Origin of the sequence: Candidatus Methylopumilus planktonicus (genome assembly GCF_006364715.1) — a bacterium.
Lineage (GTDB): Bacteria > Pseudomonadota > Gammaproteobacteria > Burkholderiales > Methylophilaceae > Methylopumilus > Methylopumilus planktonicus_A.
This window is the reverse complement of sequence record NZ_CP040984.1, coordinates 971,848-986,954: the sequence shown is the minus strand read 5'-3', so window position 1 is coordinate 986,954 and position 15,107 is coordinate 971,848. Positions and strand designations below refer to the sequence as shown.

Genomic DNA, 15,107 nt, shown 5'->3' with positions numbered 1-15,107 from the left:
TAATCTATCAGTTTACATCAAATTAAAAATGATCTATTGTTACAATTGGAAACAATTTGGCATTTTTTTGTAATAAACTACTTACATTTAAGCTTGAATATAACCTTCCTTTCTAAATAAAAATCAATCAATTGCATAATTTCTTAAGATATTTTTTGTTTTGTTTTGCTGGGTTTCTGGGCATATCTTTCCAGGCTTTTGGCGGACCAAACAACCAATCTCCAAAGGTTGAATCAGAAGCTAATACATCTGTATCAGGCGCGCTTAATAAGCTAAAGGACAGTAGCTTATTGTCCCCAGAAGAACGCGCAAGAATTAGACGTGCTCTTGCAGAGTTCGCAAAATCCTCAGGTAAAGAAAGTAGCCTTATTGAAGAAAAACAGAGGGAGATGTTAAAGGGCTTAGAATCTCGCTTCATGGCTTGCGATGAAGATAATGACAATACACTCGATTTAGCAGAAACAACTCGCTGTTTACCCCAAGTCGCTCGTCAATTTAACCGCCTTGATCTCGATGAAAATGAAGTTATATCATTAGATGAGCTGGCTTTATTAGCAAAAGAATTTGAAAAATCCTACTCAGAACCCAACAAACGTAAAAACAATCAAGCCTCTTCACAAAACAAAACACCCATAAATTAATCCTTAGTGAATCTTCGTTAAAATAGATCACTATGGCGGCTTTAGAATTTCAATCTAGCTTTAAAAATATCAATCAAAAAGAATGGAATGACCTTACAAAATCTAATCCTTTTTTAAGGCTTGAATTTTTTCAATCACTTGAAACATCAAAGTCAATCGGAGAGGGTACAGGATGGCAGCCTTTTCCTGTGACCGTGACTGATCAAGGCAGGCTGGTTGGTGCTTCACCTATATTTTTAAAAGAACACTCCTATGGAGAATACGTATTTGATTGGTCTTGGGCAGAGGCCTATCAAAAATATGGGAAAAACTACTACCCAAAGATCGTTTCATCTATCCCGTTTACTCCAGCTACAGGGCCTAGAATTTTTGGATTAGACCAATCTATTAAAAAAAATATAGTCATGCAATTAGAAGACTTGGCTTATAAAAATAAAATATCATCAATTCATATTTTATTTTGTGATGAGAGCGAGCGAGACATGCATGAAGATTCAAAATGGATGCCAAGGGAGGGCGTTCAGTTCAAATGGCAAAACAAGCATTATAATAATTTTGAAGAATTCTTATCTCAACTTTCTCATGACAAGCGAAAAAAAATAAAGCAAGAAAGAAAAAAGATCAAAGATCTTGGATTCGAAATCAAAAAAATAAAAGGCCCAGAAATTACAGAAACAGACTTAGATTTTTTTTATGCTTGTTACTGCAATACCTATCAAGAGCATCATTCACAACCCTACCTAACAAGAGATTTTTTTAGCCTTATAAGAGAAAGTATGCCTGAGAACTTATTATTAGTATTGGCATACGAAGGTTACCTCCCTATTGCAGGATCATTTTTTATTCATGATGGTAAAAAATTGTATGGGAGATATTGGGGCTCAAAATCTTTTTATCCTGGTTTACATTTTGAACTTTCTTACTACCAGGGCCAAGAATTTTGTATTGAAAATAAGATTTCTATATTTGAAGGCGGTGCTCAAGGCGAGCATAAAATGGCAAGGGGCTTTGAGCCTTTCAACACATTTTCATTCCATAGAATCTTCGATGAAAAATTTGAGCACGCAATCAAGGATTTTTTAAGAAGAGAAAAGAATGGCATTGATCAATACACAAACGAACTTAATGAAAGAGTACCGTATAAAACTGAGTTAAATATTTAAAAGATGGTGGTGATGGAGGGTCACGATCCCTCGACCTCAGGATTATGAATCCTGCGCTCTAACCAGCTGAGCTACATCACCCTTTTTTGAAACAAACGAAGCGTTGAATTATATTTTTTTAACCACTTAAAGTCAAAGATTGATCGTTAAACGTTAAACCTGAAATGCATCACATCCCCATCTTGAACAATATATTCCTTACCCTCTAAGCGCATTTTTCCTGCCTCTTTAGATTTTTGCTCGCCATTGTATGTAATAAAATCATTGTAAGAAATAACTTCTGCACGAATAAAACCTTTTTCAAAGTCTGTATGGATAACACCGGCAGCTTCAGGAGCAGTTGCACCTTTTTTTACAGTCCAAGCCCTTACTTCTTTGACGCCTGCTGTGAAGTAGGTTTGCAAACCTAATAGCGTATAAGCTGATCTAATAACTTTATCGAGACCTGGCTCTTCTAAACCGAGCTCACTAAGAAATATTGCTTTATCTTCGTCTTCTAGATCAGCAATTTCAGCTTCAATTTTTGCGCAAATAGAAATTACAGGAAGATTATCTTTTTGAGCCAATGCTTTAAGTGAGTCCAATATAGGGTTATTCGTGAATCCTGTTTCGTTCACATTAGCAACAAACATGACAGGCTTCACAGTGATTAAGCAAAGAGGCTTAATAAGTTTAAGCTCATCCTGATCTAAATTTAAATTTTTAGCCAATTTTCCCTGATCAAGGTGTGATACAACTTTTGTCAGAATTGAAACTAGTTGAATAGCTTCTTTATCTCCTGATTTTGCTTTTTTGTTTTCGCGGTGAAGTGTTTTGTCCACAGTTTCCATATCCGCTAAGATAAGTTCTGTATTAATGACTTCAATATCAGATAGAGGATCTACCTTACCAGAAACGTGAACGATGTTGTCATCTTGAAAGCAGCGCACTACGTGCACAATGGCATCTGTTTCTCTAATGTTAGCTAAAAACTTATTACCAAGACCTTCTCCCTTAGAGGCTCCCGCAACAAGACCTGCGATATCAACAAACTCGACAATGGCTGGCTGAGTTTTTTCTGGGTTAACTATTGCTATTAGCTTTTCGATTCTAAGATCTGGAACTTCTACAATCCCAATATTGGGTTCGATGGTACAGAAGGGATAATTTTCCGCGGCTATACTTGCCTTAGTAATCGCATTGAATAGCGTTGATTTTCCGACGTTAGGTAATCCGACAATGCCACATTTCATAATATATTTTCTTTATTTGTTAGTGTGAAGATTGAGCATAGCTTTTTCAAATTGCCCTGATGCAATTTCATTAAAAAGCTGACTGCTTTCTTCTATAGATTCATCAATGAGACTTCTCTCTTTAGATGAAGGATTTTTTAAAACATAATCAACGACTAAATGCTTATCTCCTGGATGACCAATACCAATTTTTAAACGCCAAAAATCCTGAGAGCCGATGGATGCAAATATACTTTTAAGTCCATTATGTCCGCCATGACTTCCACCAAATTTGAGCTTCGCTTGACCGACGTCAATATCAAGATCATCGTGAACGACTAAGATTTCATTGGGATTGATCTTATAAAACTTTATGATTGCTGCAAGTGCTTTTCCACTATCATTCATGTAAGTACTAGGCTTAGCAAAATAAATTTCATACGAATTGGATAACTTTCCAATACTTGAAGAAAACTTATCACTATTTTGTAGATTGATATTATGTTGATCAGCGACGAGATCAATCCACCAAAAACCAGCATTATGTCTAGTATCTGAGTATTTTTCGCCAGGATTTCCAAGACCTACAAATAATTTAATTTGGTTCATATGAAAAAATAAGGCGCACTTTTTTAAATTAAGCGCGCCTTATTTATATCAAAAGTTAAATTACTTAGCTTTGTCTGATTTAGCTTCATCAGCTGAGGCTGCACCTTCAGCTAGCTTAGCACCATCAGCTGCTGCTGGAGCGGCTGCATCAGCTGCACCTTCAACTGGTTTAGCTACGACTTCTTCAACCACTGCTCTTGGTTTAGCTACAGATGCAACTGCTGCATCGTTACCATGAGAAAGCTGAACGAATTCAACACCTTCAGCGACTTTAATTTGTGATAAGTGAACCGATTGGCCAATATCAAGCGCTGCCAAATCAACCTCAATAAATTCAGGAAGATCTTTTGGTAAGCAGGAGATATTTGCTTCAGTCATAATGTGAGCCACAATACCACCGTTAAGTTTAACGCCTGGCGATACTTCGGCATTAGCGAAGTGGAAGGGGACTTTCACGTGAATTTTTTCATTTTCATTGACGCGTTGAAAATCAATATGCTGAATGGTGTTTCTTACAGGATGCATTTGATAATCTCTTAACAAGACAGACTCTTTGCCGCCTTCTAAGTTGAGCGTCAAGATAGATGCATGAAATGCTTCATGTCTAAATTGTAAAAATAAAGATTTATGTTCTAGGTCAAGCGAGACAGGTTCTTTGCCTCCACCATATAAGATTCCAGGAACAATTCCAGCGTGGCGAAGACGGCGGCTCGCACCCGTACCTTTCACACCACGTTTTGTTGCATTAATTTCGATTTTCATTTACTACTCCTTAAATTAAATCTGCATTCCGCGACCAGACTGCAGCAGTTTATTGGTCAACATGACCAAATTTTTTATTCCATAAAAAGAGAACTTACGGAATCACCTTGGCTGATACGACGAATCGTTTCTGCTAAGAGTTCAGCAACGCTAAGCTGCCTAATTTTTTTACATGCCATTGCCACTTCATTAAGTGGAATTGTATTTGTTACAACTAATTCATCTAATGCTGAATCAGTAATAATTTTTGCTGCATCCCCTGAAAGAATTGGGTGTGTAGCATAAGCTACCACTTTAGTAGCACCATTCTTTTTTAAAGCAGCAGCAGCTTCGCAAAGTGTGTTTGCAGTATCGACCATGTCATCAATAATGACGCAGGTTCTATTTTCTACTTCACCAATAATATTCATCACTTTAGACACATTTGGTTTTGGTCTACGTTTGTCTATGATCGCAAGATCTGATCCTAGTTGTTTAGCGCACGCTCTTGCTCTCACAACACCACCAACATCCGGCGACACTACTACAAGATTTTTATGATTTTGTTCAAGCAAATCTTTAAGAAGCACAGGTGTTGCATATATATTATCAACAGGAATATCAAAAAATCCCTGAATTTGGTCAGAGTGAAGATCCATAGTAAGTAATCTATTCACACCAACGCTTGTAAGCATATTAGCCACAACTTTAGCTGTAATCGCAACCCGAGCTGATCTGGGTCTTCTATCTTGTCTTGAGTAGCCAAGATAAGGGATCGCAGCTGTAATTCTCGATGCAGATGACCTTCTTAAAGCATCAACAATTACCATAATTTCCATTAAGTTATCGTTGGTTGGATGGCTTGTAGATTGAAGAACAAATACATCTCTACCGCGAACATTTTCAAGGAGCTCAACCATAATCTCCCCATCACTAAAACGACCTACGTCAGCGCGTCCAAGGTGAATGCCTAGATTCTCTGCAACCTGCTCAGCAAGAATAGGATTGGCATTGCCCGTGAATATCATGACGCTGTTATTATCCAAAGTCTCGGTCCTGGTTATAAATGGTCAGTCTCTAAAATGGCAGGGGAGGAAGGATTCGAACCTTCGCATGCTGGAATCAAAATCCAGTGCCTTAACCAGCTTGGCGACTCCCCTATTATTATTATGTTCCCAACATTAAATTAAAATGAGGGTGGTTATTTAACCCTTTAACTACAAAGCCTAGTGTATGTTCTGGCCTTTTCTCTGCTATTTTTTTACCTTCATCTGCTGAACTCAAAGATATAAAAAAACATGATCCTGAGCCTGTCATTTTTGCGTGGCCAAACTGGTTTAACCAGTCAAAAACAAGGGTAATTCCTTTAAATTTTTTTAAGACCCCTTTTTGCAAATCGTTAGCTAAATTTTTAGCGCCTAATTCATTGGAAAAGCCTGCTATTTTCAATGGAATCCGGTCTTTTGTCAATTCAAGTGACTCAAAAACCTCTCTCGTGGAAACCTTCTCCTTAGGGGCTATGACAAGGTAATCTTGTGGTGGGGTCTGGAAAGGGGTGAGGTTTTCACCTATACCTTCAGCCCAGGCATTTTGGCCAAAAATAAAGAACGGGACGTCCGCGCCTAGCTTTAGAGCCAATCCTTGTAATTCTTTCTGTGTTAATTGGCATTGCCATAATAAATTCAGGGCAATAAGTGTTGTTGCAGCATCCGAGCTGCCTCCCCCAAGACCGCCGCCCATTGGGATGGATTTTTTAATAAAGATATCTGCACCTGATTGGTTATCTGCAAATGGCTTTAATAAGTGAGCCGCTTTAATGCTTAAATCGTCACTTTCTTGAATATTCGTGTGCTGAGAAGTCCGACGTATAAGTCCAGACTCGTTTATTTTAATAAAAAGATTGTCATAAAGATCAATGAGCTGAAAGACTGTTTGAATATTGTGATAACCATCAAGCCTTTTATTTATTACACGAAGAAATAAATTTAATTTTGCTGGCGCCAAAAATTCTTTATAACCATTTTCTTTAAGTTCATTTGCCTGCAATGTTAATAATCTCTTCCACAATAAAATTAAAACTAAATGTACCTTGGGTAATCGATATTTTAGAGGGGATGGTCAAGCCATCCTGAGTTTTAAAAGCATTGATTAAGATATTCCACTCATCATTATAAAAATGAGTTGTACGATTTAGTTGATTTTCGTCTTTATGTAAATTTTTAATTTGATCAACATGATTTGTAATTAGATGTCTAAAAAGATCTGGCGAAATATTTTTACCAAACAAAGATTGTATGTAGCGATCAAAGTCATCACCCGACAAAACTTTCCCATTGGCATCAATGATAAGTTTGTCATTAGATGAGTAAATAATTTTTGCGACTTGGCTATTAAAGGGCGAAAAAATATCAATTTCATCTTGGTTGTTTTCATATCGCCAAATTAGTCGACCCGAGCCTCCTTTGGAATCGACCGAGTAAGCAAATTTAGCTTTTATGGAAAATTTTTCGATAAAACGATTTTCGTCAATCGCTTGTAAGGTTTCAATAGCGGGTGAGGGAGATTTAAATATCTCAAATGGATCATTCAATGTTGAGCAGCCTGAGAAAAAAAGTGCTGCTACAAGAAAAAGGGCGCTAAAAAGATTCAATTAAATAAAAGCTCTGTTAAGAATTAACGTAGTCTTTTAAATGTTTCTTTCAGAACTTCATTATCGGGAAATGATTGAAGCGACAGTTCAAGAACATCACCAGCTTCCTTCTTCTTTCCTTGCGCCCACAAAATTTCACCAAGATGCGCTGCGATCTCTGGATCCGCTTGAACGTCATAAGCTTTCTGAATGAAAGAAAGAGCTGAATCTAATTTGCCGAGTCTGAAATATAACCAACCCATACTGTCTAAAATGTAATGATTATTAGGCGAGATTGATAAGGCAACCTCAATATATTTCTTTGCATCATCTAAATTAATGTTTCTATCAACAAATGAATAGCCCAGTGCGTTATAAGCTACAGCGTAGTCAGGTTTAATTTTAATAGCTTCCCTTAAAAGCTTTTCCATTAAATCATACTTATTTAACTTATCTGCAAGGAGCGCATAGTCAAATTTAAATTCAGCAGATTGAGCGAAGTTAGATGCTTCATTCTGCATGAGCTCAAATGCTTCTTGATGTCGATTGAATCGGGTGAGTAAAGAGGTTTTTAACTGAACGACGCTTAATTTTTCATCCGGCGAATTAGATTTTATCGCATTTAAAAATTCTAACGCTTTATCGACAGATTCTTTTTTAGCAATGATTTCTGCTGTAATTAGTTTTGATTCAATAAAATGAGTTCCATTGCCTACTTTATTAAGCCAAGTAATTGCCACATCACTTAGATTCTTTTTATCCGCAATCTTTGCAAGATAGATAAAGACTTGATCCTTGTCTTTTGGCTTTCTTTTAAGGCTTTGTAAAAAATACTTTTCAGCAAGATCGTAATCTTCAAGTTCAACTGACAATAAACCTACTGCAAGTGTAATCTCTGCAGAACTATTTGCTGTGTTTACAAGTTTTATAAATTCATTTTTTGCTTCATTAAATTTCCGACCATTTGTTAGTAGCTTTGCATATTCAAGCCTTACGTCGTTAGATTTTGGATATTTGTTTAAGAAACTGCTGTAGAAATTAAGGGCCTTTTCAGGATTATCTTGAGCCAAGATTTGCCCTTTAAATAAAATTGGCATTTCCCAATCTGGTTTAATTTGTGTGATAGCAGCCAATTCTTTTTCGTAAGCTTTTTGATCTTTACTAATCCACGCTGCATGTACAACCGCAAAATGTGCTTCTGCTAATTTAGGATAGGGTTGAGCGAGCTCGGTCACTAAAGTCAACACAGCTTTCTTATCCGGAACTCGTGAAAGCATGCTGTTTAAATATAAAAAGCCACTCGCCCTTGTTTTTTCTTTGAGGAGTAGCTTTTGTAAAATTGGCTTTGCTTCACTAAGTTTATTGTTAGCTATAAGTATTTCACTTAAAGCTTGTTGAGCATCAGCAGAATCTTTATTAAGCTCATTCCAAACTTTGGAAGCTTCTAGAGCCAATGCAGCATTCCTTGTGAAGCCAGTCAGTTTTGTCGCGCGTTCGGCAAAAAAACCGTTATCAGTTTGCTTAGCTAAATCTAAAAAGAGTTCGCTTGCAAGATTAAGCTCACCACGTTGAGAAGCGATTTCAGCTAATAAGAGCCTAAAAACGAGATCAGGATTGGTATAATTATTAATCGAACTAGATGTGTCAGGCTTTGCATTGGCTAAAATACTGAATAAGAAAAAAGTAATAAAGGTAAATATTCTAAGCAGATGCATAAAGATTCCTGAGATTTGATTTCTACAATAGTTTAAACTAATTTGACTAAAAATTTAGCTGTCAGCCATCTTCCGGAGCTTAATTAAAGTAAAACAAGATATTTTAATATGTATAATTATGATTCATTTTTTCAATAAAAATTCAAAAAAACATCTATGTCAAATTTAACCTTAGAAGCTATAGAGCTGACGCGCCTTTTTGGCGGTCGCGAGGCTGTTAAAAATGTAAGTTTTCAACTGGAAAAAGGTGAGGTTTTGGGCTTTTTGGGACCTAATGGTGCTGGCAAGTCGACCACGATGCGAATGCTTACGGGAAATTTAGCCCCCTCGATAGGAACCGTAAAAATTTGTGGTATTGATATGATGGAAAATCCGAAGGAAGCAAAAGCATTAATTGGGTATTTACCTGAGATGCGTCCTATATATAAAGAACTTACAGTAGACGAATTTTTAACCATTGCTTCTCGTCTTCATAAGGTCCCAAGCAAGCAAATTAAGAAAGCTGTAGAAATTGCGAAACAAAAATGCGGGCTAAGCCATATGAGCAAACGATTAATTGAAAACTTATCAAATGGTTATCAGCAGCGCGTAGCAATTGCTCAGGCAATAATTCATAACCCATTGGTTTTGATTCTTGACGAACCTACAGTAGGTCTTGATCCGATTCAAATTAGAGAAATTAGAGCGCTTATTAGGGAAATTGGTCAAAAACACAGTGTAATTTTATCTACACATATTCTTCCTGAAGTTGAAATGGTATGTGACCGCGTTCAAATTATTGATAAAGGTAATTTAGTATTTCATGGGTCAATTGATGAATTAAAGCAGCATCGACAAGGTAACAAGCTTATGGTGGGCTTTGCAAAAGCACCTACAATCTCAGCACTTAATGATATTGAAGGAGTTTCAAAGGTTGAAAAGGTAGAAGATCGTATGTATCGTATTCACTTTAAAAATAAACAATCTCCTGCAGAGGCAATCGTAAAGTTATCAGTAAAAAATAGCTGGGGACTTTATCAAATAGCTCCTGATCAAACGAGTCTTGAAGATGTCTTTGTTCAATTAACCCAGATGAAACAGAAAAATTAAATGAATATGAGTGAGCGCTAATATGATTATAAATATCGCAAGAAAAGAGCTTAAAAGTTTATTTGCTTCACCAATGGGGTGGACTATATTGGCTCTTCTTATGGCTTTGCTTGGTAACTTTTATCTTACTGGAGTTAATAAATATTTTGAAGTGATGTCAGGCGCAGTAAGACCTGCTGAAAGAGTTGGAGTCACGATTTTTGTAGGCCAGACAGTTTTTGGCATAGCGCGCTATATTATGCTTTTCGCCGTCCCTCTTTTGACGATGCGTCTTATTAGTGAAGAAAGGCGTAATCAAACATTACCATTTTTATTTAGCGCACCGATTTCCTTAACTGAAATTGTTTTAGGTAAATTTGTTGGGTTGATTATTTTCTTAAGCATTCTTATTGTTTATATTTTTATGATGCTCATAACGCTTAATATTTGGTCGGATATAGATTTCGGCTATCTACTCGCAAATTCATTTGGCCTTTGGCTTCTCTTAGGAAGTTTTTCTGCTTTAGGAATTTATTTTTCAAGCTTAACAAAGCAGCCTATTATTGCTGCAATCTTAAGTTTTATTTCATTATTTGCCTTAATTTTTCTTGAAAGTATGTTTGCAAGCGACCCTAATCACTGGTTTGCATACATATCCTTAATGAAACACTTCCAAAGCTTTTCAAGGGGACTGATTGATACCTCAGATCTAATTTATTTCTTTTTATTCATTTCAACATTTTTGACATTAACTATAAGACGTCTTGATGCAGAAAGGCTTCGTGGATAATTATGAAAGTTAATCCAAAACTAAGATTACAGATTCTTATACAAAATAGTTTTTTTGTAGTTTTATTCATTGCTTTAATATTTTTATTAGGCTTCCTTGCAAATCAATACAAGTTTTCTAAAGACATAACACAAGCCAATAGAAATACATTAACAACCGGAAGTATTAATGTATTAAAGCAAATGCAAGGCCCTATAACTCTTACTGTATTTGCTTCGGAAGATGACGTGAATAATGGAGACACATTTAGGCAGGGCATCATTAATTTTATGGCGAGATATCAGAGAACGAAACCTGATATTAACGTTAAATTTATTAGCCCAATAAAAGAGCCGAAGTTAGCACAGGAAAACGGTATTAAAGAAGACGGCGAAGTTGTGGTTGAATATCAAAAAAGATCTGAGCATATTAAACCCCCTTTTGCAGAGCAAGAGATGACAAATCTTTTCATGCGCTTATCAAGAACAAGCCAACGGGCCGTCATGTATCTAGATGGACATGGCGAAAGAAACTTAATTGGGCTTAAAAATAACGATGTTGGTGAGTTTGGCAAGCAATTAGAATCTAAAGGGTTGAAATTTGCTAATCTAAATTTAACTATTGAATCAGAAGTGCCTCTTAATGGTTCAATGCTAGTGATTGCAAGCCCGCAAAAAACTATTTCTCCTATTGAAGCGAAAAAAATTAAAAAATTCCTAGAGTCGGGTGGAAATCTCCTTTGGCTTCTTGATGACAATAACTTCCGTGGCTTAGATGAAATTGCTGCCTATCTTGGATTAAGTGTTTCAAGCGGACAAGTTATAGATCCAGCAGAGAAGGTTGAAGGCGTTAATGAAAATATTGCTTCTGCTTCCTCATATGGGGAACATGCTATTACTAGAAACTTTATGCTAGGAACGCGATTTTCTAATGCACACGAAGTTAATGCTAAGGGAACTTTAGATAATGGTTGGGAAGTTAGTAAATTGATAGAAGTGTCTCCCAATGGATGGCTGGAATCTTCCCAAGTGATGACAAATCAGAAACCTACTTTCGATAAAAGCAAAGATAAGGCTGGCCCAATTAATATAGCAGTAGCACTTCAAAGGGTGTATGGGAAAAAAGGCCAAAGAGTTGTGGTGGTAGGTAATGGTAATTTCTTATCTAATACATTTATTACAAATGGCGGTAATTTAGATCTTGGGATCAATATGATTAACTGGTTATCAGGCGATGATAATTTAATTTCAATACAGCCAATGCCGTTAAAAGATGTGAATGTCACCATTCCTGACAATCAAATGTCATTCATTATTGCATGGACCGTATTTCACAGTTTTGAATACTTCATACCGATTGGTTTTTTTGTTTTAGGTATATTGTTCTGGTTCAAACGAAGAAAAGCTTAGTTTGTAACTATGAAAAATAAGTGGTTAATTAATATTATCTTGTTGGTGATGGTCTTATCGATATCACTTTTCTTATTTCTTAAGCCTACCAAGATAAAGCAAACAAAACAATTTTCAATTAGCACATTTAATTTAAGTGATTTTGATTCAATAAAGATAGATTTTCCATCTAGAGCATCAGTAATCCTCAAAAAATCTTCTGAGTCATGGGATATGATTGAACCTGTAAAAGGTCGAGCAGATCAATTTTCAGTACAGAAAATTATTTCCATCGTAGCAACATCAAGCAGCGAAAAATTACCTTCAAACGATCTAGCCAAATACGGTTTAGATAAACCTACGATGAAATTAAAATTGATTCATAAGGGGCAGGAAGAGGAGTTTATTTTTGGCACATACAATTCCGTAACAGAAGACCAATACCTTTTATATAAAGAAAATGTGTACCTTATTAGCGGGTCTTATTCAGAAGCTGCTGCTACCCAGCCTATTGAGCTTATTGATAAGTTGCCTTTAACTAAATCTGAGGAAATTAAATATTTCGATTTTTCTCGTCTTGAACAATGGCAATCTAAAAGATTAAAAGTCACTCGTAATAATAACGAGTGGTCTGCTAATGAGGGCAGTCAATTTAAACAAAACGAGATGGCTGAATGGTTCGATATGACATGGGTTAAAAATCCAGCAAAGTCGGTTGAAAAATCATCTATTGACCTCAGGGTTCCATATAAGAGCTTTGACATCCATACGATAGATGGAAAAAAGATTACTTTTTTACGCTTGCAAGAATCACCTGAGACGAAATTATATAGAGTGGATGAAGGTTTGCTCTACAACTTTGGGAGCGATATTGGATTTACTATGATGAATCCTCCCATTGAACATTCTAAAAAATAAATCCTTTTATGCCTGAGCTTCCAGAGGTTGAGATTACCTGCGTAGGTCTCAAGCCTATACTTCAAAAATCTATTTCAAATATTATCATTAGAAATCCATCTCTAAGATGGCCAATCCCTTCGCATTTAAAAAAAACACTTCCCAACCAAAAAATACTACATATAAAAAGACGCGCTAAATATATTGTTATTCAATTTGAAAAAGCATCCCTCATGATTCATTTAGGCATGTCAGGACGACTGGAGATCTTGGATAAAGAGACGCCACCTAAAAAGCATGATCATGTTGATATTGCGTTTCATAATTCAAAAAATATTTTAAGGTATACAGACCCAAGAAGATTTGGATCCATACTCTGGGTGAATGGAGACATCAAAAATCATTTTTTAATTTCGAAGCTAGGTCCAGAACCATTGGAAAGCCTATTCACTAGAGACTATTTATTTTCAAAAACGCATAATAAAAATTCACCTATTAAAAATATCATTATGGATAGCCATATTGTTGTGGGTGTTGGCAATATATATGCAAGTGAGTCATTATTTAAAGCTGGAGTGCTGCCAAGTAAACCAGGTAAGGATATTTCTCTGAGCGAATGCACAAAGATTGTTAAATATATTAAGGCTACATTAATAAAAGCGATTGAATTAGGCGGAAGCTCACTTAAAGATTTTTATAATGTGAATGGACAGTCTGGTTATTTTCAGCAAACTTATAATGTGTATGGAATGACGGGCAAGCCTTGCCGAAAGTGCAAAACAATTATTGAAAATAAGAAAATTGGACAGCGCTCAAGTTTCTTCTGTATTAATTGTCAGAGCTAATTATTACTAAACTTATTTGTTTCTTTGATAATCTTCGGTAACAAAGACCCTACAATCATTCCAATAATACTATTGCCCAAGCCAATTAATTGGGCAGGTATCAGTGCCTTGTCACCTATAAATAATTCTACGAATAACCATGATCCTATACCGCCAATAATTGCCATCAAAGCACCTTGGCTATTAGCTTTTTTCCAAAATACACCAAATACAAGAGGCACAAAAGCACCTGCAAGCGTAATTTTATAAGCTGATTCAACCATGCCAAAAATTGAAAGATTTGAACTAAGAGCATATAGCAAGACGACAGCAGAAAAACATACAAGAGTGATTCTCATAATTTTAAGTAAACGTTTATCACTGATTGTTGGGAAATAACCTTTAACAATATTTTCTGCAAAAGAAATGGATGGTGCTAGAAGCGTTGCTGATGAGCAACTCATTATTGCTGATAGAACAGCTCCAAAGAATATTACCTGAGCGAAGAGGGGCATGTAGTTAAGCACAAGCATAGGTAAGACATGCTGTGAGTTTGTATTGACGAGACCGTTAAAATACTCAGCGTCAATTAAGGTGGCCGAATACGCTATAAACATTGGTACAAAAGTAAATATAAAATAAATTGTAGCCCCAAGTATTGAGCCGTATAAGGCAACCTTGGCAGTTTTAGCAGATGTTACGCGTTGAAAAACGTCTTGTTGAGGAACTGATCCCAGCATCATGGTGATCCATGTCCCAAAGAAAGTTATCCATGTCCAGATATTGCCTTTTGGGAAAAAATCTAACTTATGATTTATTGAGGCACTTTCAATGACGGGGACAATGCCTCCTGTTAATTGAGAAATAGCATATGCTATATAAAGAAGCCCACCAATAACTACAATCATTTGAATAAAGTCTAGGATCGCCACAGAAAGCATGCCACCAAAAGTAGTGAAGGTCAGGACAATTAAAATGCCAATCACCATGCCCATGTCTTCGCTAATGAATTGATGTGTTATAAGATTAAATATTAGTCCAAGGGCCTTAATCTGTGCCGCAACCCATCCCAAATATGAGATGACGATTGCAATAGTAGTTAATACCTCAACAGTTCTATTGTACCTAGCCCTATAAAAGTCCCCTAAAGTAATAATATTTAATTTATATAATTTAGAAGAAAAGAAAATACCCGCAATTATTAAACAAAGACTCGACCCAAAAGGGTCGGCCACGACCCCATTTAAGCCTTCTTTAACGAAAGTAGAAGAGACTCCAAAAATTGCTTCTGCACCAAACCAAGTTGCAAAAACTGTAGCAGTTACAATAGGGAGTGGGAGGTGTCTTCCAGCGACAGCATAGTCTTTGGTCGTTTTAACTCGAGAAGATACAAAAATACCAATCCCAATTGTGACAAGAAGATAGAGAGAGACAAACCAAATAAGCAAATTA

General features: G+C 36.2%; 15 protein-coding genes and 2 tRNA genes. 7 read left to right on the top strand and 10 right to left on the bottom strand.

Going from position 1 to position 15,107, the window contains the following annotated elements; genetic code table 11:
* The first annotated feature begins 155 nt into the window (after positions 1-155).
* Together FIT63_RS05155 and FIT63_RS05150 are read left to right on the top strand one after the other, a co-directional pair.
* On the top strand, positions 156-641 hold the full coding sequence (locus FIT63_RS05155) for an EF-hand domain-containing protein (protein WP_140006858.1): 486 nt from the start codon (positions 156-158) through the stop codon (positions 639-641).
* 32 nt (positions 642-673) lie between these two features.
* The gene (locus FIT63_RS05150; RefSeq protein WP_140006857.1) at positions 674-1,804 is read left to right on the top strand and encodes a GNAT family N-acetyltransferase; all 1,131 of its coding nucleotides are present in this window, start codon (positions 674-676) and stop codon (positions 1,802-1,804) included.
* 4 nt (positions 1,805-1,808) lie between these two features.
* Here FIT63_RS05150 and FIT63_RS05145 read toward each other — a convergent pair.
* The 9 genes from FIT63_RS05145 to FIT63_RS05105 form a co-directional block, all read right to left on the bottom strand.
* Positions 1,809-1,885: transfer RNA gene (locus FIT63_RS05145), tRNA-Met, on the bottom strand.
* Between the two features lie 65 nt (positions 1,886-1,950).
* Positions 1,951-3,036, bottom strand: coding sequence for a redox-regulated ATPase YchF (gene ychF / locus FIT63_RS05140; protein ID WP_140006856.1), 1,086 nt, complete (start codon positions 3,034-3,036; stop codon positions 1,951-1,953).
* 12 nt (positions 3,037-3,048) lie between these two features.
* Positions 3,049-3,624 carry an aminoacyl-tRNA hydrolase gene (gene pth, locus FIT63_RS05135; RefSeq protein ID WP_140006855.1) on the bottom strand — a complete coding sequence of 192 codons (576 nt, stop codon included), beginning with the start codon at positions 3,622-3,624 and terminating at the stop codon, positions 3,049-3,051.
* Positions 3,625-3,684: 60 nt separating this feature from the next.
* Positions 3,685-4,386, bottom strand: a complete 702-nt coding sequence (locus FIT63_RS05130) for a 50S ribosomal protein L25/general stress protein Ctc (RefSeq protein ID WP_140006854.1) — start codon at positions 4,384-4,386, stop codon at positions 3,685-3,687.
* Positions 4,387-4,460: 74 nt separating this feature from the next.
* Positions 4,461-5,393 carry a ribose-phosphate pyrophosphokinase gene (locus FIT63_RS05125; protein WP_189340900.1) on the bottom strand — a complete coding sequence of 311 codons (933 nt, stop codon included), beginning with the start codon at positions 5,391-5,393 and terminating at the stop codon, positions 4,461-4,463.
* 55 nt (positions 5,394-5,448) lie between these two features.
* Positions 5,449-5,525 (bottom strand) — tRNA-Gln (locus FIT63_RS05120).
* Between the two features lie 7 nt (positions 5,526-5,532).
* Positions 5,533-6,411, bottom strand: coding sequence for a 4-(cytidine 5'-diphospho)-2-C-methyl-D-erythritol kinase (gene ispE / locus FIT63_RS05115; protein WP_189342274.1), 879 nt, complete (start codon positions 6,409-6,411; stop codon positions 5,533-5,535).
* Positions 6,398-7,015, bottom strand: coding sequence for an outer membrane lipoprotein LolB (locus FIT63_RS05110; protein ID WP_140006852.1), 618 nt, complete (start codon positions 7,013-7,015; stop codon positions 6,398-6,400). The genes ispE and FIT63_RS05110 overlap by 14 nt, the downstream gene beginning before the upstream one ends.
* Before the next feature lie 23 nt (positions 7,016-7,038).
* A complete protein-coding gene (locus FIT63_RS05105) occupies positions 7,039-8,709 on the bottom strand; it encodes a tetratricopeptide repeat protein (protein ID WP_140006851.1) in 1,671 nt (556 codons plus the stop codon).
* A 156-nt stretch (positions 8,710-8,865) separates the two neighbouring features.
* Between FIT63_RS05105 and FIT63_RS05100 the strand changes: the two genes are divergently transcribed.
* Genes FIT63_RS05100 through mutM form a run of 5 tightly spaced genes read left to right on the top strand, consistent with a single transcriptional unit; the run spans position 8,866 to position 13,676 of the window.
* Positions 8,866-9,798, top strand: a complete 933-nt coding sequence (locus FIT63_RS05100; RefSeq protein WP_140006850.1) for an ABC transporter ATP-binding protein — start codon at positions 8,866-8,868, stop codon at positions 9,796-9,798.
* Positions 9,799-9,820: 22 nt separating this feature from the next.
* On the top strand, positions 9,821-10,567 hold the full coding sequence (locus FIT63_RS05095) for an ABC transporter permease (protein WP_046488614.1): 747 nt from the start codon (positions 9,821-9,823) through the stop codon (positions 10,565-10,567).
* 2 nt (positions 10,568-10,569) lie between these two features.
* Positions 10,570-11,955: a GldG family protein gene (locus FIT63_RS05090; protein WP_140006849.1), complete on the top strand. Its 1,386-nt coding sequence runs from the start codon at positions 10,570-10,572 to the stop codon at positions 11,953-11,955.
* A gap of 9 nt (positions 11,956-11,964) precedes the next feature.
* Complete coding sequence (locus tag FIT63_RS05085; RefSeq protein WP_140006848.1) at positions 11,965-12,852, top strand: DUF4340 domain-containing protein; 888 nt, start codon at positions 11,965-11,967, stop codon at positions 12,850-12,852.
* Between the two features lie 8 nt (positions 12,853-12,860).
* The gene (mutM, locus tag FIT63_RS05080; RefSeq protein ID WP_140006847.1) at positions 12,861-13,676 is read left to right on the top strand and encodes a bifunctional DNA-formamidopyrimidine glycosylase/DNA-(apurinic or apyrimidinic site) lyase; all 816 of its coding nucleotides are present in this window, start codon (positions 12,861-12,863) and stop codon (positions 13,674-13,676) included.
* Here the strand turns inward: mutM and FIT63_RS05075 are convergent.
* Positions 13,673-15,103, bottom strand: a complete 1,431-nt coding sequence (locus FIT63_RS05075) for a high affinity choline transporter 1 (RefSeq protein ID WP_140006846.1) — start codon at positions 15,101-15,103, stop codon at positions 13,673-13,675. The two genes, mutM and FIT63_RS05075, sit on opposite strands and share 4 nt — an antisense overlap.
* Positions 15,104-15,107: the final 4 nt, after the last annotated feature.

Bases quoted from the DNA above. Each gene is read 5' to 3' on its own strand.
- ychF (WP_140006856.1), bottom strand. From the start codon at position 3,036: ATGAAATGTGGCATTGTCGGATTACCTAACGTCGGAAAATCAACGCTA.
- pth (WP_140006855.1), bottom strand. From the start codon at position 3,624: ATGAACCAAATTAAATTATTTGTAGGTCTTGGAAATCCTGGCGAAAAA.
- FIT63_RS05100 (WP_140006850.1), top strand. From the start codon at position 8,866: ATGTCAAATTTAACCTTAGAAGCTATAGAGCTGACGCGCCTTTTTGGC.
- mutM (WP_140006847.1), top strand. From the start codon at position 12,861: ATGCCTGAGCTTCCAGAGGTTGAGATTACCTGCGTAGGTCTCAAGCCT.
- FIT63_RS05090 (WP_140006849.1), top strand. From the start codon at position 10,570: ATGAAAGTTAATCCAAAACTAAGATTACAGATTCTTATACAAAATAGT.
- FIT63_RS05105 (WP_140006851.1), bottom strand. From the start codon at position 8,709: ATGCATCTGCTTAGAATATTTACCTTTATTACTTTTTTCTTATTCAGT.
- FIT63_RS05085 (WP_140006848.1), top strand. From the start codon at position 11,965: ATGAAAAATAAGTGGTTAATTAATATTATCTTGTTGGTGATGGTCTTA.
- FIT63_RS05125 (WP_189340900.1), bottom strand. From the start codon at position 5,393: ATGATATTCACGGGCAATGCCAATCCTATTCTTGCTGAGCAGGTTGCA.
- FIT63_RS05095 (WP_046488614.1), top strand. From the start codon at position 9,821: ATGATTATAAATATCGCAAGAAAAGAGCTTAAAAGTTTATTTGCTTCA.
- FIT63_RS05150 (WP_140006857.1), top strand. From the start codon at position 674: ATGGCGGCTTTAGAATTTCAATCTAGCTTTAAAAATATCAATCAAAAA.
- FIT63_RS05130 (WP_140006854.1), bottom strand. From the start codon at position 4,386: ATGAAAATCGAAATTAATGCAACAAAACGTGGTGTGAAAGGTACGGGT.